Annotated in this window: 25 protein-coding genes; 5 read left to right on the top strand and 20 right to left on the bottom strand. The window is 64.3% G+C overall.

Translation table 11 applies throughout. From position 1 onward, the window contains the following. Nucleotides 1–126 precede the first annotated feature (126 nt). Genes ACFPFW_RS02265 through ACFPFW_RS02250 form a run of 4 tightly spaced genes read right to left on the bottom strand, consistent with a single transcriptional unit; the run spans nt 127 to nt 2,479 of the window. The gene (locus tag ACFPFW_RS02265) at nt 127–597 is read right to left on the bottom strand and encodes a DUF1178 family protein (protein ID WP_114957269.1); all 471 of its coding nucleotides are present in this window, start codon (nt 595–597) and stop codon (nt 127–129) included. Beyond that, nucleotides 594–1,463 carry a carbon-nitrogen hydrolase family protein gene (locus ACFPFW_RS02260; RefSeq protein WP_114957268.1) on the bottom strand — a complete coding sequence of 290 codons (870 nt, stop codon included), beginning with the start codon at nt 1,461–1,463 and terminating at the stop codon, nt 594–596. Before ACFPFW_RS02260 ends, ACFPFW_RS02265 begins: the two co-directional genes overlap by 4 nt. A gap of 9 nt (nt 1,464–1,472) precedes the next feature. Next, complete coding sequence (gene grxC / locus ACFPFW_RS02255; protein ID WP_114957267.1) at nt 1,473–1,730, bottom strand: glutaredoxin 3; 258 nt, start codon at nt 1,728–1,730, stop codon at nt 1,473–1,475. A gap of 44 nt (nt 1,731–1,774) precedes the next feature. Continuing rightward, a complete protein-coding gene (locus tag ACFPFW_RS02250) occupies nt 1,775–2,479 on the bottom strand; it encodes a ComF family protein (RefSeq protein ID WP_379769256.1) in 705 nt (234 codons plus the stop codon). A 150-nt stretch (nt 2,480–2,629) separates the two neighbouring features. On the opposite strand from ACFPFW_RS02250, the gene ACFPFW_RS02245 reads away from it, so the two are divergent. Beyond that, entirely contained in the window at nt 2,630–3,496 is an 867-nt protein-coding gene (locus tag ACFPFW_RS02245; protein ID WP_114957396.1) for a methyltransferase domain-containing protein, read from the top strand. On the opposite strand, the gene ACFPFW_RS02240 is transcribed toward ACFPFW_RS02245, so the two are convergent. The 4 genes from ACFPFW_RS02240 to ACFPFW_RS02225 are packed head-to-tail and all read right to left on the bottom strand — an operon-like array spanning nt 3,493 to nt 6,324. Then, the gene (locus ACFPFW_RS02240) at nt 3,493–3,678 is read right to left on the bottom strand and encodes a Flp family type IVb pilin (protein WP_114957265.1); all 186 of its coding nucleotides are present in this window, start codon (nt 3,676–3,678) and stop codon (nt 3,493–3,495) included. The genes ACFPFW_RS02245 and ACFPFW_RS02240 overlap by 4 nt on opposite strands. Nucleotides 3,679–3,697: 19 nt before the next feature. Beyond that, nucleotides 3,698–4,117, bottom strand: a complete 420-nt coding sequence (locus ACFPFW_RS02235; RefSeq protein WP_114957264.1) for a (deoxy)nucleoside triphosphate pyrophosphohydrolase — start codon at nt 4,115–4,117, stop codon at nt 3,698–3,700. Nucleotides 4,118–4,177: 60 nt separating this feature from the next. Next, nucleotides 4,178–5,410 carry a bifunctional glutamate N-acetyltransferase/amino-acid acetyltransferase ArgJ gene (gene argJ, locus ACFPFW_RS02230; protein ID WP_114957263.1) on the bottom strand — a complete coding sequence of 411 codons (1,233 nt, stop codon included), beginning with the start codon at nt 5,408–5,410 and terminating at the stop codon, nt 4,178–4,180. Between the two features lie 8 nt (nt 5,411–5,418). Continuing rightward, nucleotides 5,419–6,324 (bottom strand): peptidylprolyl isomerase, encoded by a 906-nt coding sequence (locus ACFPFW_RS02225; RefSeq protein ID WP_114957262.1) that lies wholly within the window; start codon nt 6,322–6,324, stop codon nt 5,419–5,421. Nucleotides 6,325–6,571: 247 nt separating this feature from the next. Between ACFPFW_RS02225 and secA the strand changes: the two genes are divergently transcribed. After that, nucleotides 6,572–9,274, top strand: coding sequence for a preprotein translocase subunit SecA (gene secA, locus ACFPFW_RS02220; protein WP_114957261.1), 2,703 nt, complete (start codon nt 6,572–6,574; stop codon nt 9,272–9,274). A 72-nt stretch (nt 9,275–9,346) separates the two neighbouring features. On the opposite strand, the gene ACFPFW_RS02215 is transcribed toward secA, so the two are convergent. The 4 genes from ACFPFW_RS02215 to ACFPFW_RS02200 form a co-directional block, all read right to left on the bottom strand. Then, nucleotides 9,347–10,951 (bottom strand): L,D-transpeptidase family protein, encoded by a 1,605-nt coding sequence (locus ACFPFW_RS02215; RefSeq protein WP_114957260.1) that lies wholly within the window; start codon nt 10,949–10,951, stop codon nt 9,347–9,349. Nucleotides 10,952–11,054: 103 nt separating this feature from the next. Further along, on the bottom strand, nt 11,055–12,014 hold the full coding sequence (locus ACFPFW_RS02210) for an acetyl-CoA carboxylase carboxyltransferase subunit alpha (protein ID WP_114957259.1): 960 nt from the start codon (nt 12,012–12,014) through the stop codon (nt 11,055–11,057). An 87-nt stretch (nt 12,015–12,101) separates the two neighbouring features. Next, nucleotides 12,102–13,037 carry a site-specific tyrosine recombinase XerD gene (locus ACFPFW_RS02205; RefSeq protein ID WP_114957258.1) on the bottom strand — a complete coding sequence of 312 codons (936 nt, stop codon included), beginning with the start codon at nt 13,035–13,037 and terminating at the stop codon, nt 12,102–12,104. Beyond that, nucleotides 13,034–13,174 (bottom strand): histidine kinase, encoded by a 141-nt coding sequence (locus ACFPFW_RS02200; RefSeq protein ID WP_114957257.1) that lies wholly within the window; start codon nt 13,172–13,174, stop codon nt 13,034–13,036. The genes ACFPFW_RS02205 and ACFPFW_RS02200 overlap by 4 nt, the downstream gene beginning before the upstream one ends. 115 nt (nt 13,175–13,289) lie before the next feature. Here ACFPFW_RS02200 and ACFPFW_RS02195 point away from each other — a divergent pair, with 115 nt between their 5' ends. Together ACFPFW_RS02195 and aroB are read left to right on the top strand one after the other, a co-directional pair. Then, nucleotides 13,290–13,895, top strand: a complete 606-nt coding sequence (locus tag ACFPFW_RS02195; protein ID WP_114957256.1) for a shikimate kinase — start codon at nt 13,290–13,292, stop codon at nt 13,893–13,895. Beyond that, nucleotides 13,892–15,040 (top strand): 3-dehydroquinate synthase, encoded by a 1,149-nt coding sequence (gene aroB, locus ACFPFW_RS02190; protein ID WP_114957255.1) that lies wholly within the window; start codon nt 13,892–13,894, stop codon nt 15,038–15,040. The genes ACFPFW_RS02195 and aroB overlap by 4 nt, the downstream gene beginning before the upstream one ends. On the opposite strand, the gene ACFPFW_RS02185 is transcribed toward aroB, so the two are convergent. After that, nucleotides 15,041–15,556, bottom strand: a complete 516-nt coding sequence (locus ACFPFW_RS02185) for a cupin domain-containing protein (RefSeq protein WP_114957254.1) — start codon at nt 15,554–15,556, stop codon at nt 15,041–15,043. Nucleotides 15,557–15,694: 138 nt separating this feature from the next. On the opposite strand from ACFPFW_RS02185, the gene ACFPFW_RS02180 reads away from it, so the two are divergent. After that, a complete protein-coding gene (locus ACFPFW_RS02180) occupies nt 15,695–16,219 on the top strand; it encodes a gamma carbonic anhydrase family protein (protein WP_114957253.1) in 525 nt (174 codons plus the stop codon). On the opposite strand, the gene ACFPFW_RS02175 is transcribed toward ACFPFW_RS02180, so the two are convergent. The 7 genes from ACFPFW_RS02175 to ACFPFW_RS02145 form a co-directional block, all read right to left on the bottom strand. Then, a complete protein-coding gene (locus tag ACFPFW_RS02175; RefSeq protein ID WP_162799691.1) occupies nt 16,216–17,541 on the bottom strand; it encodes a flippase in 1,326 nt (441 codons plus the stop codon). The genes ACFPFW_RS02180 and ACFPFW_RS02175 overlap by 4 nt on opposite strands. 130 nt (nt 17,542–17,671) lie before the next feature. Beyond that, a complete protein-coding gene (locus tag ACFPFW_RS02170; protein ID WP_114957251.1) occupies nt 17,672–18,235 on the bottom strand; it encodes a DUF924 family protein in 564 nt (187 codons plus the stop codon). Next, the gene (locus ACFPFW_RS02165) at nt 18,232–20,031 is read right to left on the bottom strand and encodes a long-chain-acyl-CoA synthetase (RefSeq protein WP_114957250.1); all 1,800 of its coding nucleotides are present in this window, start codon (nt 20,029–20,031) and stop codon (nt 18,232–18,234) included. Before ACFPFW_RS02165 ends, ACFPFW_RS02170 begins: the two co-directional genes overlap by 4 nt. A 70-nt stretch (nt 20,032–20,101) precedes the next feature. After that, a complete protein-coding gene (locus tag ACFPFW_RS02160) occupies nt 20,102–21,157 on the bottom strand; it encodes a CobW family GTP-binding protein (protein WP_114957249.1) in 1,056 nt (351 codons plus the stop codon). Then, complete coding sequence (locus tag ACFPFW_RS02155) at nt 21,154–22,356, bottom strand: D-alanyl-D-alanine carboxypeptidase family protein (protein ID WP_114957248.1); 1,203 nt, start codon at nt 22,354–22,356, stop codon at nt 21,154–21,156. The genes ACFPFW_RS02160 and ACFPFW_RS02155 overlap by 4 nt, the downstream gene beginning before the upstream one ends. A 60-nt stretch (nt 22,357–22,416) precedes the next feature. Further along, on the bottom strand, nt 22,417–22,995 hold the full coding sequence (locus ACFPFW_RS02150) for a CAP domain-containing protein (protein WP_379769245.1): 579 nt from the start codon (nt 22,993–22,995) through the stop codon (nt 22,417–22,419). Between the two features lie 20 nt (nt 22,996–23,015). Continuing rightward, entirely contained in the window at nt 23,016–25,361 is a 2,346-nt protein-coding gene (locus ACFPFW_RS02145; protein ID WP_114957246.1) for a DUF3772 domain-containing protein, read from the bottom strand. Nucleotides 25,362–25,666 lie beyond the last annotated feature (305 nt).

The raw sequence follows: 25,666 nt of genomic DNA, 5'->3' as shown, positions 1-25,666 counted from the left end.
CACGCCCTCCGTCATCCTCCGGCTTGACCGGAGGACCCATCAGACACTGCGGTATGGATCCTCCGGTCAGGCCGGAGGATGACGACTATCAAAGGTCGCGCCGGCTCCGCTTTGCGGAGAGGAGAACTAGTTCCCCTCGTCGGGAAGCACCGGCAACGGATGAAAATCGATACCGTCCTCGGCCAGAGACTTGATCTCCTCCGGAGAGGCCTTGCCGTAAACCGAGCCCTTCTCGATCTCGCCCTCGTGCATCCGGCGGGCGACCTCGGCGAAGCGCGGGCCGACATTCTCGGCGTTCTTCGTCACCTCGTCGCGCAGCGCTCGGATCATCGCGCGGAGCCGCTGCTCCTTGTCACCGAGCAGGGCAACGTCGCCGCTGTTCGGCAATTCCGCGCGCTCCGCGGTGACCGGTGTCGATTCAGCGACCTTCTCGGCAGTCCGAACGGCGGGCGCCATCAGCCCCTTCTCGATCGCGACGGACCCACAAAGCGGGCACGACAACAGTCCTGCCTCGGCCTGCAGATCGAAGTCTCCGGACGAGCGGAACCAGCCGTCGAAACCGTGCGAGCGTTCGCACTGGAGCGTATATCGGATCACGCCGAGACCTCGCGGAGTGGCGTAACCTCCGGAGAGGAAACGGAAAACCGCCGCCCATTCTGAAGCACGGGGATTGCCGAACGCGCTTTTGCGACGAGTTTCGTGTCAATTTTGGCCACGATAACGCCCGGCTCCGTACCGCCCTCGGCGAGGATTCGCCCCCATGGATCGACCACGAGGCTATGCCCGTAGGTCTCGCGCCCGTCCTCATGGGTTCCCCCCTGAGCGGCCGCGAACACGAAGCTCCCCGTCTCGATTGCCCGGGCACGCAGGAGCGCATGCCAGTGCGCTTCGCCCGTCTGCTGGGTAAATGCCGCCGGCACCGTCAGGAAGTCCGCTCCAGCCTCGGCGAGAGCGCGGAACAGGGCCGAAAAACGCAAGTCATAACAAATGGCTAGCCCAATCCGACCCCAGGGCAGATCAGCGGCGACAGCGATTTCGCCGGGCTGGTAAGTCTGCGATTCCCGCCAGCTCTCACCCTTGGCGAGATCGACGTCGAACATATGGATCTTGTCGTAGCGGCCCCGAATCTCGCCGTCCGGGGAGATGAGAAACCCGCGGTTCGCCACTCGCTGATGGCCCGGAATCCGGATCGCCATTGAGCCGATATGCAGGAAAATACCAAGTTCCTTGCCCAGATCGCGGAATGCCTTCAGCGCCTGATCATGCTCCTCGTCAGTGATCGTCGCCATCAGCCGTTCGCGGTCACGCACCATAAGCGCCGTCATCTCCGGCGTCTGAACATAGTCCGCGCCAGCCTTCGCGGCCTCGCGGATCAGTTCGCTCGCCGCCTCTATATTAGCGGCGACGCTCTGCCCGGTCCGCATCTGGACCAGGCCGACCGTGAACTCTGTCTCCGCTGTCATTTCCGTATCTTATCCTGCCAGGACCGGATCGAGCTTACCCACTGAATCAAGCGCATAAATGTCATCGCAGCCGCCAAGGTGGCGATCACCGACAAAAACCTGCGGCACCGTGGTCCGGCCATTCGCGCGCTGGATCATCTCGGCGCGAATTTCAGCCTTGCCCGAAATATCGATCTCGGTGAAGTCGATTCCCTTGCCGGTCAGAAGCTCGCGCGCGGCATCGCAATAAGGGCACCACGGCTTTGTGTAGATTGTAACGTTCGCCATTCGTCGCTCACGGGAAACTCAAATCTCCCGGAGATATAGGAGGCTTAGACCCGCTCCGCCACAAGGGCAAACACCATTGCATCCACCTCCGAAGCGCCTGCGCGGAGAAGCACCCGGGCCGCCGCATTGAGTGTGGCGCCTGTCGTCATTACATCGTCGACCAGAACCACGCGCCGTCCGGCAATCCGTCCCTGCGCCTCATCCCTGACCTTGAAGGCTCCTGCGAGGTTCTCCTTGCGCTGCCGGGCGTTCAGGCCGGTCTGGCTCGGTGTCGCCTTCACCTTGCGCAACGCCTGATGATCGACTTCGAGCACCTTCGCTCTGCCAATCACCTTGGCGAGTTCTCCGGACTGGTTGAATCGCCGCCGCCAGAGGCGTGTCCTGTAAAGTGGGATCGGCACCAGCACGCTGCCTTCGATCAGGACTTCGGCACCGGCGCGCACCATCCAGCTCCCCATTGCTCCGGCGAGATCAAGACGATCGGAGTATTTCAGCCGATGGACCAGTTCCCGCGCCGTTCCGTCGAATCGGGCGACGGCCCGCGCCCTGCCGAAGACGGGCGGTTCGGCAATCGCCTTCAGCGAGATCAGCCCCTCTCCGAGATCGGCTTCGAACGGCGTACCGAGCCGCTGGCAATAGGGCGGCGAGATGAAATCGAGGCCCTGCCAGCATTGAACGCAGAGCGAGCCAGGCGAGCCAACGGGCTTCGAACAGGCAAGGCAAAGCGGCGGCATAGCGAAATCGAGCATCGCCCGCCCCAACAGCCGGGCGATCCGATGCGCGCTGGCGCCGATTGAGTGCGCTATGCCTGTCTCACTATCCATCTTTCAGGAAGCTTAGCGGAACCTTTGCTGGATGGAAGGTTTGACCGGCGTCTCCGGCACCTCCATATGACCGCCATGTCCGCCCCAGAACTCTTCGACTACGACCTCATCCGCGCCCGCCAGAACCGAGCACGCCTCGACGGGCAGTCGGACGATGTTCTTCTTCCGCGCGTGTCGGAGGAGATGGCGGAGCGACTCGCAGGCGTCCTCCGGGACTTCGACAACGCGCTCGATCTGGGCACGCCGGAGCCCGGCCTGTCCGGACCGCTGTCGGCCTTGCCGAGGGTCAACAATATCCGTCGCGCCGATAGGGATCTTCTGAATCGCGACTATGTGCTGCCTTTCGCCGAAGGCTCGCTCGACCTCGTTGCATCGGCGCTCGCCTTGCACTGGGTGGAGGACCTGCCCGGCCTTCTCCTGCAGATTCGCCGGGCACTGAAACCGGACGGCCTGTTCACGGCCGCCGTTCCCGGCGGCGACACGCTCATCGAGCTCCGTGAAGCGTTTTCGGAAGCCGAAGCCGACACTGCGGGAGGAGTGAGCCCGCGCGTCATCCCGTTCGCCGGCGTGCGCGATCTCGGCTCGCTGCTTCAGCGCGCGGGTTTTGCGTTGCCGGTCGTCGATTCGGAAAAGATCACGGTTCGGTATGGCGACATCTTCGGCCTCTTCCGTGATCTCAGGGCGCTCGGAGCGACCAACCCGCTCCTCGCCCGCAGCAAGACGCCCCTGCGCCGCGAAACCCTGGCCCGGCTGGCGGAAATCTATCAGGAAAGGTTCTCCGACCCGGACGGACGCCTGCGCGTGACAGTCGAGATCGTCTGGATGTCGGGCTGGGTGCCGCATGAGAGCCAGCAAAAGCCGCTTCGGCCCGGCTCCGCCCGTCACCGACTGGCCGACGCCTTGGGGACGGTCGAGATCCCGAGTGGCGTGAAGCCCAGCTAGCCCGGGTTCTGGACAGCCGCCAGTACCTGCTGGAAGAGTCCGTCGATACTGTCCCGGAGCCCTGGAAGCGAAGCCACGATCCCGACCGAGACAATGACGGCGATCAGGGAATACTCGATTGCGGTCGCGCCACTTTCGTCACGGCCGAAGCTGCGAACGAGGTTTCCGAACTGATGTACCATTCCGCCCCACTCGAACCGTTCACAGAAGATCGATCAGAGCCGGGATCAGTGGTTCGTCCGCGGGCGGCATCGGGAAGCTTCTCAACTTCTTCGGTTCCGTCCAGGTGAGCTTCTGGCTTTCCAGCGGCTGCACCATGCCTTCCCAACGCCGGCAGATGTAGAGCGGCATCAGGAGGTGGAAGTTCTCATAGGCGTGGCTGGCGAATGTCAGCGGCGCCAGGCAGTCTTCCTTGACCACTATTCCCAGTTCTTCCGCGAGCTCCCGGATCAATGTCGTTTCCGGCGTCTCGCCGGCTTCGACCTTGCCTCCGGGAAACTCCCAAAGACCGGCCATCGGCTTGCCCTCGGGACGCTGGGCCAGGAGAATCCTGCCGTCGAGGTCGACGAGCGCGCAGGCCGCGACCAGGACAAGCCGGGTTGATACCGTTGCTGCGGTCATGATGGGCTCAATTCGTTAACGAGCCGCCCGCGAGATACGAGACTCGCGGACGCGCAAATTCTACGAGCGATAATCGGCGTTGATGGCGATGTATTCGGCAGTCAGATCGCAGGTCCAGACGCGGCCCTTGCCAGAGCCCAGCCCGAGATCGACTCGGATATCGATGTTCTGGTTCTTCATGTAGGCGGAGGTCATCGCCTCATCGTAGCCGGGATCGCGCTCGCCATCGACGGCAACGCGTATATCGCCGAACCAGATCGCCAGCCTGTCGCGATCCGCCGCCTCGCCAGCCTTGCCGACAGCCATGACGATGCGGCCCCAATTGGCGTCCTCGCCCGCAATCGCTGTCTTCACCAGCGGCGAGTTCGCAATCGACAACCCGATCTTGCGCGCGGCTGCGTCGTTTTCCGCACCCTGGACCTGGACGGTCACGAACTTGGTTGCGCCTTCGCCATCCTTCGCGACCTGCTGGGCGAGATCCTCGAGGACGCCATCAAGCGCCTTGGCGAACACGGCCACTCGCGGGTCGTTGTCGCTCTCGATCGGGCGCCCGCCGGCTGAACCGGTTGCGAATGCCATCAAAGTGTCCGAAGTGGAGGTATCGCCATCGACCGTCGTGCAGTTGAAGCTCGTGGTCGTTCCACGGCTCAGGAGCTTCTGAAGCACTGGCGCGGAAATCGGCGCGTCCGTCGCGACGAAGGACAGCATCGTCGCCATGTCGGGCGCGATCATGCCCGCGCCTTTGGCGATGCCGCAGATCGTCACCTGCACGCCGTCGAGATCAACCTTGGCGGTCGCCCCCTTCGGGAAGGTGTCGGTCGTCATGATCGCGCGGCCGGCGGCTTCCCAGGCATCCACGACGCCTGATCCCGCGAGCGTGTCCATCACACCAGCGAATTTGGTTGCGTCGAGCGGCTCGCCGATTACGCCAGTCGAGGCGAGAAATATCTCGTCCTCCGCGCAACCAAGGGCCTTGGCCGCGAGCTCCGCAGTGAGCTTGGTCGCCTCGCGGCCCTTCTTGCCTGTGAAGGCGTTGGCATTGCCCGAATTGACGACCAGTGCCCGGGCCTTGCCCGAGGGTAGAGCTGTTCTGCACCAGTCGACCGCGGCCGAAGGGCATTTCGATGTGGTGAAGACGCCCGCGACGGTCGTGCCGGGCGCGAACGTCATGAGCAGCACATCAGTGCGGTTCTTGTATTTGATGCCGGCCTCGGCGGTCGCGATCGACACGCCGGCAACCGGCGGCAGCGCCGGAAATCGTTCCGGCGCCAGCGGCGAGATCTTGCCCCCCATCGCCGGGATTACTGCGCGGGCTTGGGTGCGTCGGGTTGCGCCGGTGCGTCCTTGCGCTCGATCTTGGCGTCCGAGCGGAGCTTCTGGATGGCCTCCTGCTGAGCGCGCCGGTTGGCGTATTGCTCGATCTGATCGCGAACCTGGTCGAGCGTCGGGATCGGCTTCTCGCGCTTCTCCTCGACCTTGATGACGTGCCAGCCGAACTGGGACTTCACCGGATCGGAAATCTTGCCGGGCTCCAGCTTGAAAGCCTGGTCAGCGAACTCCGGAACCATCTGGTCCTTGGTGAAGAAGCCAAGATCGCCGCCCTGGGCGCCGGAACCCGGATCCTTCGAGACTTCCTTGGCGATCACCGCGAAGTCCTCGCCTTTCTTCAGGCGCTCCTCAACGGCCTTCGCTTCGTCCTCGGTCTCGACCAGGATATGGCGGGCATGGACCTCCTGCTCGGGCTTCAGGTCCTTCACGGTGTCGTCGTAGATCTGCTTGACCGTCTGCTCGGTCACGGCGTCCTTGCCACGCTTGTCGAGCAAGGCCTGCATCAGCGCCTTGTCGCGCAGAAATGCCATTTCGGTCTGGAATTCCGGCGTGTCCGCCAGCTTCTCTTTCTCGGCCGCGCGGGCGGCGAGCTTGATGTCGATCAGGAAGCCGATGATCTGGTCACGCTTCTCCGGATCGAGCGCGCCGCCGAGGGAGGGACCGATCTCGGCGACCGCGGCCTGCACTTCGCGCTCGGTCAGCGGCTGGCCGTCGATGGTCGCGACAACCGTGTTCGGATCGATCGGCGCGGTCTGGGTCGCGGGAGCAGGCGCGGGGGTCTGCGCAAGAGCAGGAACCGCGGCGCACAGGGCCAGAAAGCCGGCTGCCGCCATCGCACGCGCGGCATGGCCCGAACGGCCTGAAATCTGAAACATCATAGAGACGGATACCTCGTCAGGCGGCTCCTAGGCCGCAGGCGGCGGAGATTGCTCCGAAAAGGGGCGCATTGACAACCCTCGGAGGCGTTCATAATTCTGCCCGCGACCGTCTGTACTCCTGACGGAATCTAGTTACAGGGGATCACCGCATCTCCGCTCGCGCGCTACTTTGTGAGGAAGCGTTCGGTGCAGCCGCGGGCCGTCCGCAGGCGTTTCTTGAAAAGACGCGACAATTCATGAGGCTTTGATGCTCGGCGCGCTAGCTCGCCTTTTCGGTTCTTCGAATGACCGCAGGTTGAAAGGCCACCGCTCCCGCGTGGCTGAAATCAATGCGCTGGAGCCTGAAGTCTCCGCTCTCACTGACGAGCAGTTGCGCGCCCGCACCGACATCTTCCGCCAGCAACTGGCGGAAGGCGCGACCCTCGACGACCTTCTTGCACCCGCCTTCGCGACCGTTCGCGAAGCGGCCAAGCGCGTCCTCGGCCAGCGCCATTTCGATGTCCAGTTGATGGGCGGCATCGTTCTTCACGAACGCGGCATCGCCGAAATGAAGACCGGCGAAGGTAAGACTTTGGTCGCAACGGCGCCCGTCTACCTTAATGCCCTGACCGGCCGCGGCGTCCACGTCGTGACCGTCAACGACTATCTGGCGACACGCGACGCCGGCTGGATGGGTCGAATCTACCGTTTCCTTGGCCTCACGACCGGCATGATCGTCCACGGCATGGACGACGACGAGCGCCGCGAGGCCTACGCCTGCGACGTCACCTACGCGACGAACAACGAACTCGGCTTCGACTATCTGCGCGACAACATGAAGTACGACGCCGCGCACATGGTGCAGCGCGGCCATTTCTTCGCGATCGTCGACGAAGTGGACTCGATCCTGGTCGACGAAGCCCGCACGCCGCTGATCATCTCCGGCCCGCTGGAAGACCGCTCCGAGCTCTACATCACGCTCGACGGCTTCATTCCGAAGCTCGCGCCGGAGCATTACGAGGTCGACGAGAAGCAGCGTACCGTTGCGCTGACCGAAGACGGCAACGAATTCATGGAGGGCCTGCTGGGTGCGGCCGGTCTCCTGAAGGGTGAGAGCCTCTACGACGTCGAGAATGTCACCGTCGTCCACCACATCAATCAGGCGCTCCGCGCGCATCGCCTGTTCCAGCGCGACAAGGACTACATCGTCAAGAACGGCGAGGTCGTCATCATCGACGAGTTCACCGGCCGCATGATGCCGGGCCGCCGCTATTCCGAAGGCTTACATCAGGCGCTCGAGGCCAAGGAGCGCGTCGCGATCCAGCCCGAGAACCAGACGCTCGCCTCGATCACCTTCCAGAACTATTTCCGCCTCTACGAGAAGCTCGCCGGCATGACCGGTACCGCCCTTACCGAGGCGGACGAGTTCATGGACATCTACAATCTCGAAGTCATCGAGATGCCGACCAATCTACCGGTCCAGCGCATCGACGACGACGACGAGGTCTATCGTACCCAGGAAGAAAAGAACCGGGCGATCATCCGCCTCGTCACCGACTGCCGCGAGCGCGGACAGCCGATCCTTGTCGGCACGACATCGATCGAGAAATCCGAGACTTTGTCCGAAGCCCTCAAGGCGGCCGGCGTCGAGCACCAGGTGCTGAACGCCCGCTATCATGAGCAGGAAGCCTTCATCGTCGCTCAGGCCGGCGTCCCCGGTGCGGTGACGATCGCGACCAACATGGCCGGTCGCGGCACCGACATTCAGCTCGGCGGCAACGCCGACATGCGCATCCAGCGTGAATGCGAGGAGCTGCAGGAAGGCACGCCGGAATTCGACGCCCAGGTCGCCGAGATCCGGGCCGATATCGCCGCCAAGAAAGAGGTGGCGCTGAAAGCCGGCGGCCTCTTTGTCGTCGGCACCGAGCGGCATGAGAGCCGCCGTATCGACAACCAGTTGCGCGGTCGTTCCGGCCGCCAGGGTGACCCCGGCCATTCGAAATTCTACCTGTCCCTGCAGGACGACCTGATGCGAATCTTCGGGTCCGATCGCATGGACGGCATGCTGCAGAAGCTTGGCCTCAAGGAAGACGAGGCGATCATCCATCCCTGGATCAACAAGGCGGTGGAGCGGGCGCAGAAAAAGGTCGAGGCGCGCAATTTCGACATGCGCAAGAACTTGCTGAAATATGACAACGTGCTGAACGATCAGCGAAAGGTCGTGTTCGAGCAGCGTCAGGAGCTGCTGCAGGAAGACGACCTCGCCGAGACCGTCGCCGATATGCGCCATGGTATCGTCGACGACCTCGTCAGCGCTCGCGTGCCCGAGAACGCTTATGCCGAACAATGGGACATTGAGGGCCTGAAGGAAGACGTCGAGCGTGTCCTCGCTCTGGACCTCCCGGTCTCCGACTGGGCGCAGGAAGAGGGCATCGCCGACGAAGAGATCCGCGAGCGCATCAAGAACGCCGCCGACGAGGCGATGGCCTCCAAGGCCGCCCGCTTCGGGCCGGACGTCATGCGCCAGATCGAGAAGGCGGTCGTTCTGCAGACACTCGATGGTCTGTGGCGCGAGCACATCTCGACGCTCGACCATCTCCGTCAGGTCATCGGTCTGCGTGGCTACGGTCAGCGCGATCCGCTGAACGAATACAAGACGGAAGCCTTCGAGCTCTTCCAGGCGATGCTCGGCCGTCTTCGCGAGGTCGTCACCGGTCAGCTGTCGCGCGTCGAACTCGTCCAGTCACCGCCGCTCATGATGGAAGACGAACTGCCGCCGATGCAGGCCCATCATCTGAGCCCGTTCACCGGCCAGGACGAGCTCGCTCTGGCGGAGGCCGATCAGGACGTGCTGGTTCTTCCGGAAGGCGTGGATCCGAACGACCCGTCGACCTGGGGCAAGGTTCCGCGCAATGCGATGTGCCCCTGCGGCTCCGGGAAGAAGTTCAAACACTGCCACGGTCGGTTCTGACCGGTCGGCAGGCGTTCAGATCAATGAAAAAGGCCGCTCGCGCGGCCTTTTTCATGTTGGGAATTGAACGCGTTAGCGGGAGAAGCCGCCCGAGTTCAGGATCGGCGTGCTGAACCCGTATGGATCGACACTAACCGGCGGCAGGCCATTGGGGTGCGATGGCGCCGCCGAAGCGGTCTGTGGAGCCGGCTTGGATTCAGGCGCGGCCGGGGCAGCGGCAACGGGTTTCGGCGCCGGGTGAACCGCAGGAGCCGTTGTCGGCTTCGGAGCCGGAGTAGGTACGGCAGCAGCGGCAGCCGGAGCCGGCGTCTGTGCCTTCTCCTCGGCACCACCACCGAAGCTCAGCCAACGCTTGTAGAACGGCTTTTCAGACGTCGTTGGAGCAAGCGAGGCAGTGATGGGCGCGGCGCGGACAGATGCCGGAGCCGCGGCCGGACGGCTCGTTGCGGAAGCCAAAGTAACCGCACCCGTCGTCTCGCTTGGCGTCGCACCTGCGCGCGCGGCTGGAGTCTGGGGAGTGTCGAGCTCAGCGGGCTTGTCGGATTTCGACGTGCCGAGCCAGGCAAACATCCCACCCGAGGACTGCTGTTGCTGCTGAGGTTTCGGCTGGGCTGAGGCGTAAGGCGACGGGACCGGAGTCGGCACAGCACCCTCGGCCATTGCCAGAGCGGTCGTCGGCTGCGATGTCGAGGCCGGGCCGCCATTGTTCGGAATCGGCGTCATTGGCGCGGTCTGCTTCGCGGCAGCGATCATGGCCGGCGACAGAACGGGCTCCTCCAGCGTGCGGCGGACGCGACCGTTCTGCGGGATATAGGCCTCGGCGACCTGCACGCCCTCGTTCACGAGCTCGGCGAACTTCTTGTCGTCGGCCTCCGCCTTCTTGGCGGCGGCCTGGGCGATCGCGGGATCGACCTGATAGGTCGGGCAAGCCGCATTCGGATCGAATGAGCCGCCTTCCGCCGTCGCGTCGAACACGTATTTCTTGCCGCAGACATCGACCTTGGGCTCGAGGCCGGAGACCTCGAAATGATCGGTGCCTTCCTTGAGATTCTTCCAGAAGGCCAGATTCGCATTGTCGCGGCGGCGAGCCAGATTCTCCGCCGTCATGCGGAACGGCAGCGCCTGGACCTGGAATCCGCGCTGCCCCCCTTTGAAAGCCTCGCGGGCAAGCGCGTAGACATCGGCGATCTGCTCGTCGGTCATCGCGTAGCAGCCTTTCGACAGGCAATCGCCATGAACCATCAGATGGGCCCCGGATCGGCCGAGGCTGCGGTCGTAGGCATTCGGGAAGCCGAGATCAAAGGAGAGATAATAGCTCGACTTCGGGTTCATCTGCCCCGGAGCGATCGTATAGAAGCCTTCGGGAGACTGCCTGTCGCCCTCGGTCTTCTTCGGGCCGAGATCGCCCGAGAAGCGGCAGATCTCATAAGTCTTCAGAAGAGCGTAGCGACCGGTATCGCGCTTCTTCTTCCAGACTTCGAGCTGGGAATCTTCCTTGTAGATGCGCACGAGGATGGGATCCTCCTTGCGCATGCCCTTCTTTTCCATGAGGGCAACGGTCTTCGGGGAAATCGCCCGCTGCTCTTTAGGACCGCTGCTCGCAGTCTCGGTCTGGCAGCCGGCGAGTGTGATCGCCGCAGCACCGAAAAGGACAGCCAAGGTGAGCCGACGCGTCATGCGCTCTATCTCTCCGCGACGGAAAATTACCCGCCGTGTCCCCCAGAATTAAGAGCCATAGCCTTACAAAGCCGTTACGGCAAGATCGCCCGGAATCGTGTCCTTATTGAGGAATGTTGCGTCCGATCGCCAGGAACTTCTCCCGACGATGGCGGCGAACCGCGTCGCGATCCAATCCAGCAAGATTATCAAAGGCGAAGGCCACGGCGTCGCCGACCGAGGCCATGACGGCGTCTCGGTCGCGATGCGCGCCGCCGATCGGCTCCGGAATGATGCCGTCGATGACACCGAGCTTCAGCAGGTCCTGTGCAGTGATCTTGAGGTTGGTGGCCGCGTCCGCCGCGCGCGCCGAATCACGCCACAGGATCGAGGCCGCGCCCTCGGGCGAGATCACGCTATAGACCGAGTGTTCCAGCATCTGGACGTTGTTCGCGGTCGCAATCGCGATCGCGCCGCCGGAACCACCTTCGCCGATGATCACGGAGACGTTCGGCACGCCGAGATTGAGACAGGCCTCCGTCGAGCGGGCGATGGCTTCCGCCTGTCCGCGTTCCTCGGCGTCGAGACCGGGGAAAGCGCCTGCCGTATCCACCAGCGTCACGATCGGCACGTCGAACCGGTCGGCCATCTCCATCAGCCGGACGGCCTTGCGGTAACCCTCGGGGCGGGCCATGCCGAAATTATGCCTCAGGCGGCTCTCGGTGTCCGAACCGCGCTCATGGCCCATGACGAGGACGGGCGCGCCGCGGAAACGGGCGAAGCCGCCGACGATCGCCGCATCGTCACCGAACTTGCGATCACCCGCGAGTTCGGTGAATTCGTCGAACAGCGAGGAGATGTAGTCGTTGAAATGCGGCCGGTTCGGGTGGCGCGCGACCTGGGTCTTCTGCCAGGGCGTCAGCTTGGCGTAGAGGTCGTCCAGCGCCTCGTCGGCCTTGTGGCGGAGGCGACCGATCTCGTCCTCGATCTCCACTGCTTCACCGGCTTGGCCAAGGGCCTGCAATTCGTCGACCTTGGCTTCGAGCTCGGCGACGTGTTTTTCGAAATCGAGATAGCTGCGCATGATCGGGTGCTTTTACCCCGTGGGCGCCCTCTGCGAGGCAGGGGCCTTTCTAGCGAGCGCGGAACCTGCTTCCGGGGAACAGCCGAGTCAAGCGTTCGGTTCGCTGTCGGACAGCGGATGCAGGTCGCGAACCATCGCGGCAACCCGCTCGTCGAGCACATGGGTATAGATCTGCGTGGTCGCGACGTCGGCATGGCCGAGGAGTTGCTGGACCGATCTCAGATCGGCACCGTTCTGCAGAAGATGACTGGCGAATGCGTGCCTTAGCACGTGCGGGCTGACCCGCTTCGGATCGATCCCGGCACCCGCAGCGACCGTCTTGAGATCGCGCGCGAACGCTTGGCGGGTGAGATGTCCGCTTTCCCCGATCGAGGGGAAAAGATGTGGTGAAGTTTCGCCACCCATTCCGTCGAGAAGTTCGAGATAGGCCGCCATCGCCCACTTCGCGGCGTCGGTCAGGGGGACGAGCCTCTCCCGCCCGCCTTTGCCCTTGATCACGAGCACCTTGGTCCCCGGCCGCGCCGCACTTCTGGGAAGCGCCACGAGTTCGGAGACGCGAAGGCCCGCCGCATAAAGCACTTCGAGCAGGGCCGTCATCCGCGCTCGGCGCAGCCTCTCCGGAAGCGGCTTCTCCGGATCGGCCAGCCCTTCGCCCGCCCGGTCGAGCAGCTTCTCGACCTCCGCGACCGACAGGACCTTCGGCAGAGACCGGCCGCGCTTCGGTCCGGACAATGCGGCGCCGGGATCGTCGCCTCGAATATTCTCCGTGTAGAGGAAGCGGTGGAACTGCTTGGCCGCCGACAACCGCCGCGCCGCTGACGACGTCTTGAAGCCACGAAAGGCGAGATCGCTCAGCCAGGATCGCAGATCTTCCGATGTCGCCGACAGCGCGTCCCGCCCGGCGGAACCCAGGAAGTCGGCGTAGTCCCCGATATCCCGCCGATAGGCATCGAGGGTGTTCGCGGCGGCTCCCCGCTCGGCAGAGAGCATTTCGAGAAAGCTCTCGATATGCCGGGCCGTCATCGATCCACGTCGATCGGCACGGTTACCGACATCTCACGCGGGGTCGGCTCGACGAATGTCGCGAGCGCCCACAGTCCGGCCCAGACCAGGGCGGCGAGCAGAAGGAGATTTCGCAAGAGGCGGAACGTGCTCGGCATCGAATCCGGACGTGACGGCGATTGGTTTAAGAATCACGCGTACGAGCCGAACGCAATCATGAAAACGGCCCCTCCCCTTGCGGGCTTTTCCCTTTGGTGGCAACCAACCCGCGACATGGACGCCGAGCACCTTCCGGAAAAGAACGACGCGCTGGACGCGATGGGCGCGCGCGTGCGTCCGTCGCTCGGCAAGCGCTCGGTCGTGCTGGTCGGCATGATGGGCGCCGGTAAGTCGTCTCTCGGCCGGCGCTTGGCAAGAACGCTAGGCATGCCCTTCGTCGACGCCGACACCGAGATCGAGAAGGCAGCCGGCATGTCGATCCCCGACATCTTCGCCCGCCACGGCGAACCCTATTTTCGCGCCGGTGAGGCTCGTGTCGTTTCGCGCCTGCTCGACCAAAGTCCTTCGGTGATCGCCACCGGTGGCGGCGCCTGGATGGACCCGATCACGCGCCAGCGGGTCGGCGAACATGGAATTTCCATCTGGCTGAAGGCGGATCCGGAGGTTCTGATCCGTCGCGTCCGCAAGCGCAGCAATCGTCCGCTCTTGAAGACCGACGATCCGGACCACACGCTTCGGACCTTGCTTGCGCAGCGCGAACCGGTTTACGCCACGGCAGATATCACGGTCGTATCGCACGATGTCCCGCACGAGACGATGATCGCGGAGACTCTTGCGGCGATCGACCGATTCCTCAAAGGAAGCAGTGCCGAAACATGACCGTGTTCGCTCCCGACGACCTGACCGTGGTTCCGGTTTCGCTCGGCGACCGGTCTTATGAGATCAAGATCGGCCCCGGCGTCCTCGCTGAGGCCGGGGATGCGGCGAAGGCACTCGGCGCCCGCAATGTCGCCGTCGTCACCGACCAGACGGTGGCGGGTCTTCATCTCGAACCGGTCATGGCCTCGCTGGAGGCGGCTGGGATCAATGCCGCCCCGATCATCGTTCCGCCGGGCGAATCGACGAAAAGCTTCGCCCATCTCGAAAAGGTCTGCGCCGGTCTGCTGGCTGCCAGGATCGAACGCGGCGATCTCGTTCTCGCGCTTGGCGGCGGTGTCGTTGGCGATCTCGCGGGCTTCGCAGCGGCCGTGCTTCGCCGCGGTGTCCGCGCGATCCAGGCGCCGACCTCTCTCCTCGCCCAGGTCGATTCGTCTGTCGGCGGCAAGACCGGCATCAATACCCCGGTCGGCAAGAACCTCATCGGCTCCTTCCACCAGCCGAGTCTCGTCCTCGCCGATACCGACGTCCTGGACACGCTGTCGCCGCGCGAATTCCGCGCCGGCTATGCCGAAGTCGTCAAATACGGACTGATCGACGACACCGAATTCTTCATGTGGCTGGAGCGCAATTGGCAGGACGTGTTCGCCGGCGGCGCGGCGCGCACGCGAGCCATCGCCAAGAGCTGCGCCTCGAAGGCCTCGATCGTTTCGCGCGACGAATTCGAGACCGGCGATCGCGCGCTCCTCAATCTCGGGCATACCTTCGCGCACGCACTCGAAGGCGCGGTCGCCTATGACGGCACGCGCCTCGTCCATGGCGAAGCCGTCGCCATCGGCCTGGCCCTCGCGTTCCGCTTCTCGGCGAGCCTCGGTCTCGTATCCCAGGCCGAAGCGGATCGCGTCGTCGATCATCTCCGCGCTGTCGGACTGCCGACCAGGATCTCGGACATTCCCGGGGAGGTCGGAAATGCCGACCGGCTGATGGACCTGATGGCGCAGGACAAGAAGGTGAAGGCCGGACGCCTGACGTTCATCCTGGTGCGCGGCATCGGCCGCAGCTTCATCTCAACCGACATCCCGCCGCAGAATGCGAAGAGCTTCCTCGAAGCCGAACTCGCCGAACCGGTGCCGAGCTTCGACGACTGATCAGGCGGCGGTGGTGCGCCGCCATTTCTGGGTCAACGCGCCGGATTTTCCGGTCACCGGGTCGCTTTCCGGCAGCGGCACGCGGGCGATGTTGCGCATCACCTCGTCACGCTCGTCGACCTTTCCGGTCCTGAGATCCCAGCTCCTTCCGCCCGCATAAGCGCCGACGATCAGGATGTCGCTGCTGGCGCTCTCGCATTTATGCCCGGTGCCGGCCGGTAGAACGATCACGTCGCCGGGCTTCATCTCGATCGCCTGGCCGTGCTCGCCGCCGATCATCGCCGTCACCGTGCCACGGGCGATGCCGAGGACCTCGTGGGCGGTCGAGTGGAAGTGATGATAGTCGTAGAGGCCCGCCCGCCAGGAATTCGTCCAGCCATTGGCTCCGAACAAACTCTCGAGATGGGTTGCGAGATGATCGCGGGGAGGAAAGACGTCTCGGTAGAGCAGAACAGGAAGCGCCGAATTCGGAATGCGCTTGTCTTCTTCGAAAAACAGGATCTCGGGTTCAGTCATGTCGGGCCGTGCTGCTGTCGTCGCACAACAGAAACGCACGAAAGCGGGCTCCGGCTCCAAACACATTTCCGCGTCGTCGCAGGCGCCGCTATCTGGTAACGGTCTGCCAGCCTTCAATGACCTCCCGATGAGCCCATCTTGCCCGTCCACAATCTAGGCCCACTTCGCGCCACCCTGCCCGCCGACGGCACTTACTGGCTGGCCCCCGATTGCCGGCTGATCGGCGATGTCCGTCTGAACGAAGGTGTGACGATCTGGTTCGGGGCGGTGCTGAGAGCCGACAGCGAGCCGATCACGATCGGCCCGAATTCGAACGTACAGGACGGCTCGGTGCTGCATGTCGATCCGGGATTTCCCCTGACACTCGGCGAGAATTGCTCGATCGGCCACAGCGCCATCGTCCATGGCTGCACCGTCGGTGACGGCTCACTGATCGGCATGGGAGCGACGGTTCTGAACGGCGCCGTCATCGGGAAGGGCTGCCTCGTCGGCGCCAATGCGCTTGTGACGAAAGGCTCGCAGTTTCCGGACCGGACGCTGATCCTCGGATCACCAGCAAAGGCCGTACGCGAACTGACGGATGAAGAGGTTGAGGGCTGCCTGAAGACGGCCGCTGGCTATGTCCGCAACGTCAAACGCTACGGCGAAACCTTCGACCGCTAGGTGCGCGAGAAGCCGAAGGCGCGGCGGGTGAAGACCTTCACACCCAGTGTCCGCCGGGCGGCGATCGCCATGACCACGGATTGCGCGATCATCGCGATCGAGGTCGCGACCGCCGCGCCCGCGACGCCCATCAGAGGGATCAGGATTAGATTGAGCACGATGTTGAGAACCAATGTTCCCGCGTGGATGCGGGCCGTGAGCTTCTGTTCCCCGGCCATCGACAGCAGGCGCTCGACTGGACCGACCGCCGCTCGAGCGACGAGGCCGATCGCGATCAGCGGCAGCAGGAAATAAGAATCGACGAAGTCCGGTCCAAACAGCCAGAGCAGCCATTCGCCGAAGACCAGCAATCCGATAGCTGCCGCAACCGATGGCCAGAACGTCCAGCGGATGCTGTCCTGCAAAAAGCTCGACAGCTTCTCGCGTTCGCCGCTGACCGCGTATTGGGCGAACCGGGGCGCCGTCGCGGTCGACACCGCGAAGGAGACGAAGGACAGGATCGCCATGATCTTCGTCGCGGCGAAATAGTCGGCAACCTCGTTCGGCCCGACGAAGCGCTGCAGGATCAGCACGTCGGTATAGGTCAGCAACAGGTAGAAGCCGTCGATCAGAAGAAGCGGCCAGGCGATCGTCATCCAATAGCGGAGATCGCTCCTGTGGCCACCGGCCGGCACCACCTTTCGGAGCTTCCGCCAGAGGACGACGGTCTGGCCGATACCCGCGACGACGATCGAGGCGAGGGTCACCCACATCACGACTGTCGCGGACATGGTGATGCCGAGCAGAGCCAGGCAGGCCAGGCCGGCGAGCAGGATCAGCGGCCGATAGAGATAGGGCGGCGCGAAGGCGAGGTTCGCCCAGTGATAGCTGCGGGCGATGCCCTCCTGATATTCGAGCAGGGCGTAGACCGGCACGCAGACGAGGGCGAGGTAGAGCGGCCAGTGATATTCGCTGTCGAGGAAGCTGTCCTCGGACAGCCAAAGAAGCGCGCAGGCCGAGCCAGCGGTGAGGATCGACGTGCCGAGGGTCAGCAGGCTGCCTTCCCGGAGTACCCCGCGCAGGCGGTCGAAGTCGCCGCGCTCGGTGTATTCGGGAACGAGACGCTGGATCGCCGTCGGCAGGCCGAGGCTTGCGAGACCGCCGAGCAAGAGCAACCAGGTCCAGACATAGGCGTAGAGGCCGTAATCGTGCTCACCCATCCAGCGGGCCAGGATGACTTGGGAGACCAGCGCCAGACCGGCATTCGAAACGCGCAGCAGGAAGGTCGTCGAGGCCATGCGGGTCGCGATACCCTCATGGCTGCCGTCGCGACGCCACGCCACAAAGCGCACCGCCAGGGCATTAAGGCGGTTCGGTCGCAAACTGGCTGGCTCGGCGGACTGACTCACGGGAGGTCCCAGGCTGATATTCAGCCCGAGGTTGTGCGCGAGCGAAGTTAAAAAACCTTGGCTTTCAACCGCGAAAACCGCCCTCGTCGAGATACCGCCCCTCTTCGGCGGTGGTATCGCGGCCCAGCAAGGCGTTGCGATGCGGAAACCGTCCGAACTTCTCGATGATATCGCGGTGGAGTTCGGCCCAGCGCAAATTCTCCATGTCGCCTGCCCGCCGGTAGAGCTCGACGCAGAGCGCCTGATCCTCCAGGTTCTCGGAGTGCATGAAGGGCAGATAGAAGAAGCTTCGCAGCGCGTACGGGACGCGGCGGTCGAAACCTCGATCGATGGCATGTTCCGCGACGTCACGGGCGTCGGCGTCCGTCTCGAAGGCACGAGCGGAACCGCGGAACATGTTGCGAGGCGCCTGATCCAGCAGGATGAGGAGGGCCAGCGATCCCTCCGGCGTACGAGCCAGATGGTCGAGCGCTCCGATGGCCGCCCACGCATGGAGCGTGCCGAGGCGCATCAGGACAAGCGCATCGAAGCGCTCATCCTGGCTAAACCAGCGTGCCGGCCCGGCCGCCCGCCAGAAGGAAATCACGGCGCGCGGATCGACCGCATCAGGTGAGCGGAAAGCCGTCACGGCCGCAGCTTGCCTGCCTGGATCTGCTCGAAGCGCGCCTTGTCGAGGGACTGATACGCACCACTCGCGGCATCGCGGACGAAGAGCTTGTCCTTCACCTTGCCCGGATCAAAGCCCTCCTTCCGCATCTCGACGCGGCGCGGCTTGAAGGTTCCGGTAACATCGATCGCATCGGTGACGCGAAGGAAGACCGGACGGGCATAGTCGGGTAATTCCTTCTTCACGTGCTCGGCGAGGCCCGAGAGGTCGAAGCCTTCCTTCACCACCAGGCTCGCCATGCCGGCGCGACCGTCCGATCCCGGAACCTCGACGCCGTAGACCAAAGCGTCCTCGACCTGCGCATATTCCGTCAGCGCCTCGGCGACCTGGATCGTCGCGACGTTCTCGCCCTTCCAGCGGAAGGTGTCGCCGATGCGGTCGACGAAATAGAAGTAGCCGTCCTCATCCTTCTTCATCAGGTCGCCAGTGCGGAACCACATGTCACTGTGCTTGAAGACGTCGCGGAGGATCTTCGATTCGGTGGCGCCCTTGTCGGCATAGCCCTCGAAGCGATTGGTCGGCTTCTGCGGATCGTTGACGATCTGGCCGATGACCTCGCCGGCCTCGCCCGGCTCTGCCTCGATACAGAGGCCATCCAGCCCACGAAGCGGCGTCTCGCTATCCAGATCGAATTTGACGATCTTCACGACGAAGCGGCTTTCGAGCCACCACGGAATGCGGCCCACCGCGCCGGGCGTGCCGTCCCAGTTGAAGACCGCGACATTGCCTTCGGTCGCCGCATACCATTCGAGGATCTGCGGGATCGCGAAGCGCTCCTTGAACGGTATCCAGATATCGCCGCGAAGTCCGTTGCCGCAGCACAGGCGCACCTTATGCGACTTGTCCGCCGGACCGGGCGGGGCGTTCAGCAGGTATCGCAGCAATTCGCCGATGTAGAAGACGAGCGTCGCCTCGCTCTGCGCCGCGTCTGCCCAGAACTCGCGCGCCGAGAATTTCTCGCGAATGACGACCGAGCCGCCGCCGACGAGCGTCGCGCCCGTCGCCAGCACGCCACCGTTCGAATGGTACATCGGCAGCGTGTCGTACATCCGGTCGCTCGGCTGCACGTTCATGATGCCGCTGAAGCCGAGCGTCATTGCCATCAGGCGGTAATGATTGATGTTCGCGGCCTTCGGCAGGCCGGTCGTGCCGCTCGTATAGATGAAGAGCGCGTGGTCCTCGATGTTGAGGGCCGGTTTCTCGTCGGCGCTCAGCGGCGCATCTGAGAAACCCTTCATCGCCTCGTCGACGCGCGGATCGCCTCCACCCTCGCCGCCGTGCGCCCAAATGATCGGCTTCGTCTTCAGCAAACCGTGGGCGGTACCGAATGCATCGCTCAGCCCGGCGCCGACAATCACATGCTTCGGCGAGACGATGTCCACGCAATGGGCGAGACCCGCGCCGGACAGATTGGTGTTGAGCAGAGCGACGACGCCACCGGCGCGCGTCACCCCGATCCAGAACACCATGTAATCGGGCCGGTTCAGCATCATCAGGGCGACGACGTCGCCCTTCTGGACGCCGTTAGCCTGCGCCCAGCGGGCATAGCGGTTCGCTCTCTCGTCGATCTCGCGGAAGGTGAAGCTCTCGCAATGGGCAATGAGGGCCGTCTTGTCGCCGTGCTTTTCGGCGAGCTCGGTAATGACATCCGGGAAAACCCGGTTGCGGTTCTTCATGATCGGCGCAAGCGCCCTCAGCGCGCGGAGCGCACCGGTCGCGAGCACCCAATTCCTGCGAACCCGGTCGAAAACGCCCAAGCCTGCCTCTTTGTTTTTGTTTCGTCCCTTGGCGCCATCAAGCCCATTGCCCGCGTCGCGCGCAAGCCGTTCAGCGGCTTATCGGATCATCCGTTGCGAACAGCACACTGCGGTCAGGCGGCTCCGCTCCGGGAACACCTGCGAACGCGTCGTAGAGCTTCGCTATGACATCTGCATCAAGGCCGTCACCGATCACGACGATGCGGGTACGGTGGTCGTCATCCGGCCAGCTATCGAGACGCACCGGCGGATGGAACAGATGCTGGACGCCATGGATGACGACGGGACGCTCCGGGTCGTCCGCCGCTTTCACCAGCCCCTTGAGCCTGAGGATGCGCTGTCCCTGGCCGGACTTCAGCAGGTCGACGAACATTCCGAATGCCATCGGCGGCAGCGCTGCGTCGCTCCAGATCGTGGTCGTGCGGAAGCGGCCGTGTTCCCCCACTCTCTCGCCCTTCACCTCGGCGGCCAGCCATTCGCCGACGACCTCTGGGAGACCCAGCGAACTCCAGGGCGTGATACCGAACAGCCGCTCGGGCTCGGCCTCGCCTTTGGCCGCGTCCAGCAGGGTGGCGTTGGGCACGAACTCGGAGATTCGGCGCCGAATATCCGCTTCATCGGCCTCCGGAAGGTCCGTCTTGGTCAGCACGATCCTGTCGGCGACCGCGACCTGGCGGACAGCCTCCTCGTGCTTGAGAGCCCCCTCGCCCGTCGCCGCATCGACGACCGTGATGACGCCGTCCAGCGCAAAGCGCATCGCGAGATAGGGATCGGTCTGCAGCGAATGCAGAACCGGGATCGGGTCGGCGAGCCCAGTCGTTTCGAGGATGACGCGCTCGTAGGATAGCTGCCCGGCATCTCGCTTGGCGATCAGATTGGACAAAGTCTCGATCAGGTCGGTTCGCACCGCGCAGCAGAGACATCCACCGGACAGTTCGACAACGTCGCCCTCGACGCCCTGCATCAGGAGATGATCGAGACCGATCTCGCCGAATTCGTTGACGAGGACGAGCGTGTTCGCGAGCGCGGGCTGACGCAGCAGGCGGTTCAGGAGCGTCGTCTTTCCGGCACCGAGGAAGCCGGTCAGGACGGTGATCGGAACTGCCCGGCCGAGGCCCGTCGTCACTTCTTCGCTTTGGCCGGGCGCGGCTTGGGCAGCGGCACGGCCGGGCCCGCGGCCGCTGGCGTCGTATCCGACGCGGCCGGTGCTGCAGGCGCGGTCGGAGCCATGGTGGCGGCCAGAGCGATGAATTCCTTCGGACCGTTCGGGTTCGGGCCGAGGAAGGCGGGAACCGGCACGACAGGAGCCGGCCTATCCATGAGGAGCGGCTTGCTCTCTGCCGCGTAGGCGCTGGTCACGAGGCCGGACAGGACCTCGTTCCGCCGCACGCCGACGACCTGCTGGCCGTCATCTTCGGTTTCGCCGATCTCGGGCGCGGATTTTTTCTTCTTGCCGCAGACTTCCGGGCGAAGGTCGGGAGGATCGCCCGCGACAGCGGGAAGAGTCTCGACGGACTGGCCGGTGCGCCAGAAGGAGAAGGAGCCGAAGCCGCTATCCAGAAGCTCGGCCGCGCGCTGGGTACGTTCGGCCGCTGTTTCATGGCCAAGCACGACCGCGATCAGGTGGCGCTTGCCACGCTGAGCGCTGGCGACGAGGTTGAAGCCCGACGGACAGGTGAAGCCGGTCTTCATACCGTCCGCGCCCTCGAACCGACCGAGGATGCGGTTATGGCCGCGGACCAGCTTCTTTCCGAGCATCAGCGCCTGGATATCGTAATAGCCGGCCGACTGCGGGAAGTCGCGATAGATGGCTCGGGCGAGGATCGCCATATCGCGGGCACTCGTATACTGCGCCGGATTGTGCCAGCCGTTCGGGTTCTCGAAATGGCTCTGCGTCATGCCGAGCTTGAACGCCGCACGGTTCATGTCGCCGACGAAAGCCTCGACGCTGCCGCCCGTTCCTTCGGCGAGGGTGACGGCGACGTCGTTGGCCGACTTCACCATCAGAAGCTTCAGCGCATTGTCGACTGTGATGATGGTGTTGAGCGGAAAGCCCATCTTGCTCGGCGGCTCGCGCTGGGCGCGCTCGGTGTAGAGCAAAGGCGTATCCAGGCTGATCTGCCCGGCCTTCACCTTCGACAGCACCACATAAACGGTCATCAGCTTGGTGAGCGAAGCCGGGAACCATTCGCGGGTCGCATCCTCGGCATGGAGAACACGGCCGGTATCGGCGTCGATGACGATTGCGGGACGGGCTTGCGCGCCGACCGACCACAGAACGGTGGCGGCGGCAAAGGCTGCAATGGTTGACCGGATCTTACTCAAAACTGGTCTCGGCTCCCCAGCGAGATTTCTCTTCTACCGTCCCGCGAACCGCAAGGCGAATCACTGCATCAGGCCGATGATCGGCGGCCCCGCCATCACAGGCGTCGGACTGGTATCCGGCTCGGCGACGACCATCGACCAGAACACCTTGTACTTGAAACCCGGCGCCTGGGCGACGCCGATGCCGATACGGGTCGCTTTTGGCATAAGCATGTTCTTGTTGTGGTCGGGAGAGTCCCGCCAGCCGGAAAATGCCTCCGCGAGAGTCTGGTAGCCACCCGCCACATTTTCGGCGATGCGGGCGTAGGCATAGCCTTCGGCCCTGGCGCGCTTGTCGAGCGGTCCATCGCCGACATCGTGACCGACCTTGGTCTTGCGAGCCATGGCCACCGCGTGCTGCTTGGCGAGCTTGTTCAGCGTCGGATCGAGCACGACTGGCCCCAAGCCCTTGTTGGCACGATAGCCGGAGATCATCGAGGCCGCCGCGACGCCGTCCACCTCCGAGCCGGGAGCCGAGAGGTTGCGGTAGAAGGTCGGCTTCTGATCCGGAACGTAGGACGAGGTCGAGCAAGCCGCGAGAAGGCCACCGGTGACCATGGCGCATGAGAGCAGCGCAAAGGCTGAAGACAGAAATTTCACGAAGCCCCCAAACGGTTACATCAGGCCGCCGCCGACGCGGTAATCTTCACATTCTTGGCTTGCAGTCGTTGCAAAACCGCAAAATACAGTTCGCTGCGAGTCGCGGCTACCTGTCGCGGCGTCGCGACCGCGCAGATGAGCGTCCATTGCACGCCGAGATCGGTCGTGCCGGTGATCAGCACCTCGGGTGCGGGCGTCTTCAGCACACCCGCGATCTCGGACGCGGAGGTCAGGAGGATCTGCTTGATCTCCGCGACCGGAGCCTGGTGCGCGGTCCCGATCTGCAGTGAGACACGCCCGAGCGGATTGGAATGAGTGCGGTTCCGGACCGATTTCGTGATCAGGTCGGAATTCGGCACGATCAGGGTCGAGCGGTCGAACATCTCGATGACGGTCGAGCGGACGCTGATGCGCCGGACATTGCCCTCGTCGGGCCCGATGCCGATCCAATCGCCGACCTTGATCGGGCGTTCGGCCAGGAGGATCAGGCCGGAAACGAAGTTCGAGACGATCGACTGGAGGCCGAAACCGATACCGACCGAGAGCGCACCGGCGACGATGGCGATGCGGTCGAGGCCGAAGCCGAGCGAAGAGATGGCAAGGCCGATGGCGAGGATCGTTCCCGCATAACCCGTCGCCGTGCGGATCGAGTTCTTGAGGCCGTCGTCGAGGCGGGTGCGCGGAAGATAGCTGGCATCGAGCCAGCGCTGCACCGCACGGGTCAGCAGCAGGCCACCGGCGATGAAGGCGATCGCTCCGAGGATCGCCCCGGGTGACAGCGAGAAGCCGCCGAGTGTGATGCCGGCGAAGGCGCGCCTGATCCAGGATGTGGCGTCGCCCGACTGGATGCCCCATGGCGCGGCCGCGAGCATGATCGCGATGACGATCAGGATCAGCCGGAGCAGGCCGGAGACGAGCGCGCAGAGCTGGTCGAAGCTCTCCGACCGCAGGCCTATCGTACCGCGAGCGAAGCGCGATACGGCGCTAGTCGGCCCCCAACCGGTGAAGAGGTCATCCACCAGCGCCATCAGGATGTAGAGCACCGCGCCGAGCGTGCTGAGCCAGATAAGCTGGGTCGCCAGGAAAAAGCCGAGCGAGACATAGCCGAGCACCAGCGCGGCGACGATGACGACGACCGCGATCCAGGCGGCGAGGCGGAGCAGGCCGAACAGGCGGAATTCCTGGCCGGGCTCCGCCGGATGCTCGCTCGCATGCTCCTCCTCCGCCGCCTTCACCGGGCGGATCGTCACCGCGAACATCAGGGTGATGAGCGCCGCCGCGAGGCCGTCGATCAGGATCGTCGTCGACAGGCCGACGCCGATGATGTCGAAGAAGGCCTGGATCGAGCGGGCGAGCGCGAAGACGCCGGCGATCCAGAGCGGGTAGCGGGCGAGGCGAACCGCCGTGTCGTCGGCGATCGGAGGGATGCGCCAGGATGCCGAGCGCGGCGCGAAAATGGCCTGGCTGAGACCGGCGATGAAACCGACGAAGGCGACGAGCCGGACGAGAACCCCGAGGAACGGCACCGCGCGTTCGGGCACGAAACCGGGGCCGGTCAGGCCGACATAGAGCACCATGGCGGCGGCGATCGGCGCCGCGGTAGTGATGAGGATGACCCAGATCGCGGCGGCAGAGCGGCGGAGACGGGTCGCCGGCACCTGTTCGGCCGCGTAGCGCTGGCCGTAGCGCTGGATCCAGATCCTGACCGGGCCGAGCAGCAGAAGAGCCAGCAGGATCGCGATGCCGAGGACGGCGCCACGTTGCGGCGTCATCCGGTCGCTGATCTGCCAAGCCCATTGCTGGACGAAGCCGCGCGCCGCGGCCATCCGGCGAGGCGCTTCATCGATGACGTTCAGCCAGAGATTGGGATCGAGCAGCGAGCGACTGCGGGAGAGGACGCGACTGGCGAATTCATCGCGGCGCTTCTGCGCGACGGTCTCGGCGAGCTGGTCGGTCTGGACGATGAGGGCGCTGGCGCGCTTCAGCGTTTCCTCGATCGGCTGCTTGGCCTGGGTTTGGGCCTCGCGCTCCTGGGCGAGCTCGGGGCTTTCCGGCGGCGCGCCCTCGGCGGGCTTCGGTCCGAGCTGCTGCAGCCGCGTCTCGATCGCCTGGAGGCGCGGCGATATCCCCTGCGCGACCTTGTCGATATTCGCGCGCTGGGCATCGACCCGCCCGCCGATCTCGTTGAGCTGCGTATCGTCGAGCACGCCCTGCGACAGGATCTGCTCGATCTGGGCAAGATCGGTCTTGATCGCGTCGAGCGTCCGGTTCTCGTCCTCCTGCGCATATGCGCCGCCGCCGATCAGGACGGCGACCGCGAGCATCAGAACGCAAAGGAAATGCCGGAGCGGCGTGGGAACTCTCATGAATCCGTGCGGGAATCGGAGGAAGTCGGCGGGCTTGTTCTCGCACGAATGTGGCGAGGTGAGGAAATGGCACGATTTCCATGGGCGCGTCCCATCCTCGCCTGCCCAGAACAGCGATGTCGGAGAAATGCTCCCTCGGAGGGAGCGGGGAACGCCTCGGCGTCCTCTGACTGGTTTGGTTTGCGTGGATGCCTGAGGCGTTCCCCGCACGGCGGTTAAGTCGGAGGAGGCGGGCGCTTCCACGGCCAATGGCCGCCGAAGGTTTGAGAGCCTTCGGAGACCACGGCTCGTCCCCAGTGCAAGGC

Source organism: Flaviflagellibacter deserti (assembly GCF_042652085.1).
Classification (GTDB): Bacteria; Pseudomonadota; Alphaproteobacteria; order Rhizobiales; family Methylopilaceae; genus Flaviflagellibacter; species Flaviflagellibacter deserti.
Note: the sequence above shows the minus strand (reverse complement) of the source record. Positions and strands in the feature narration are given on the sequence as shown.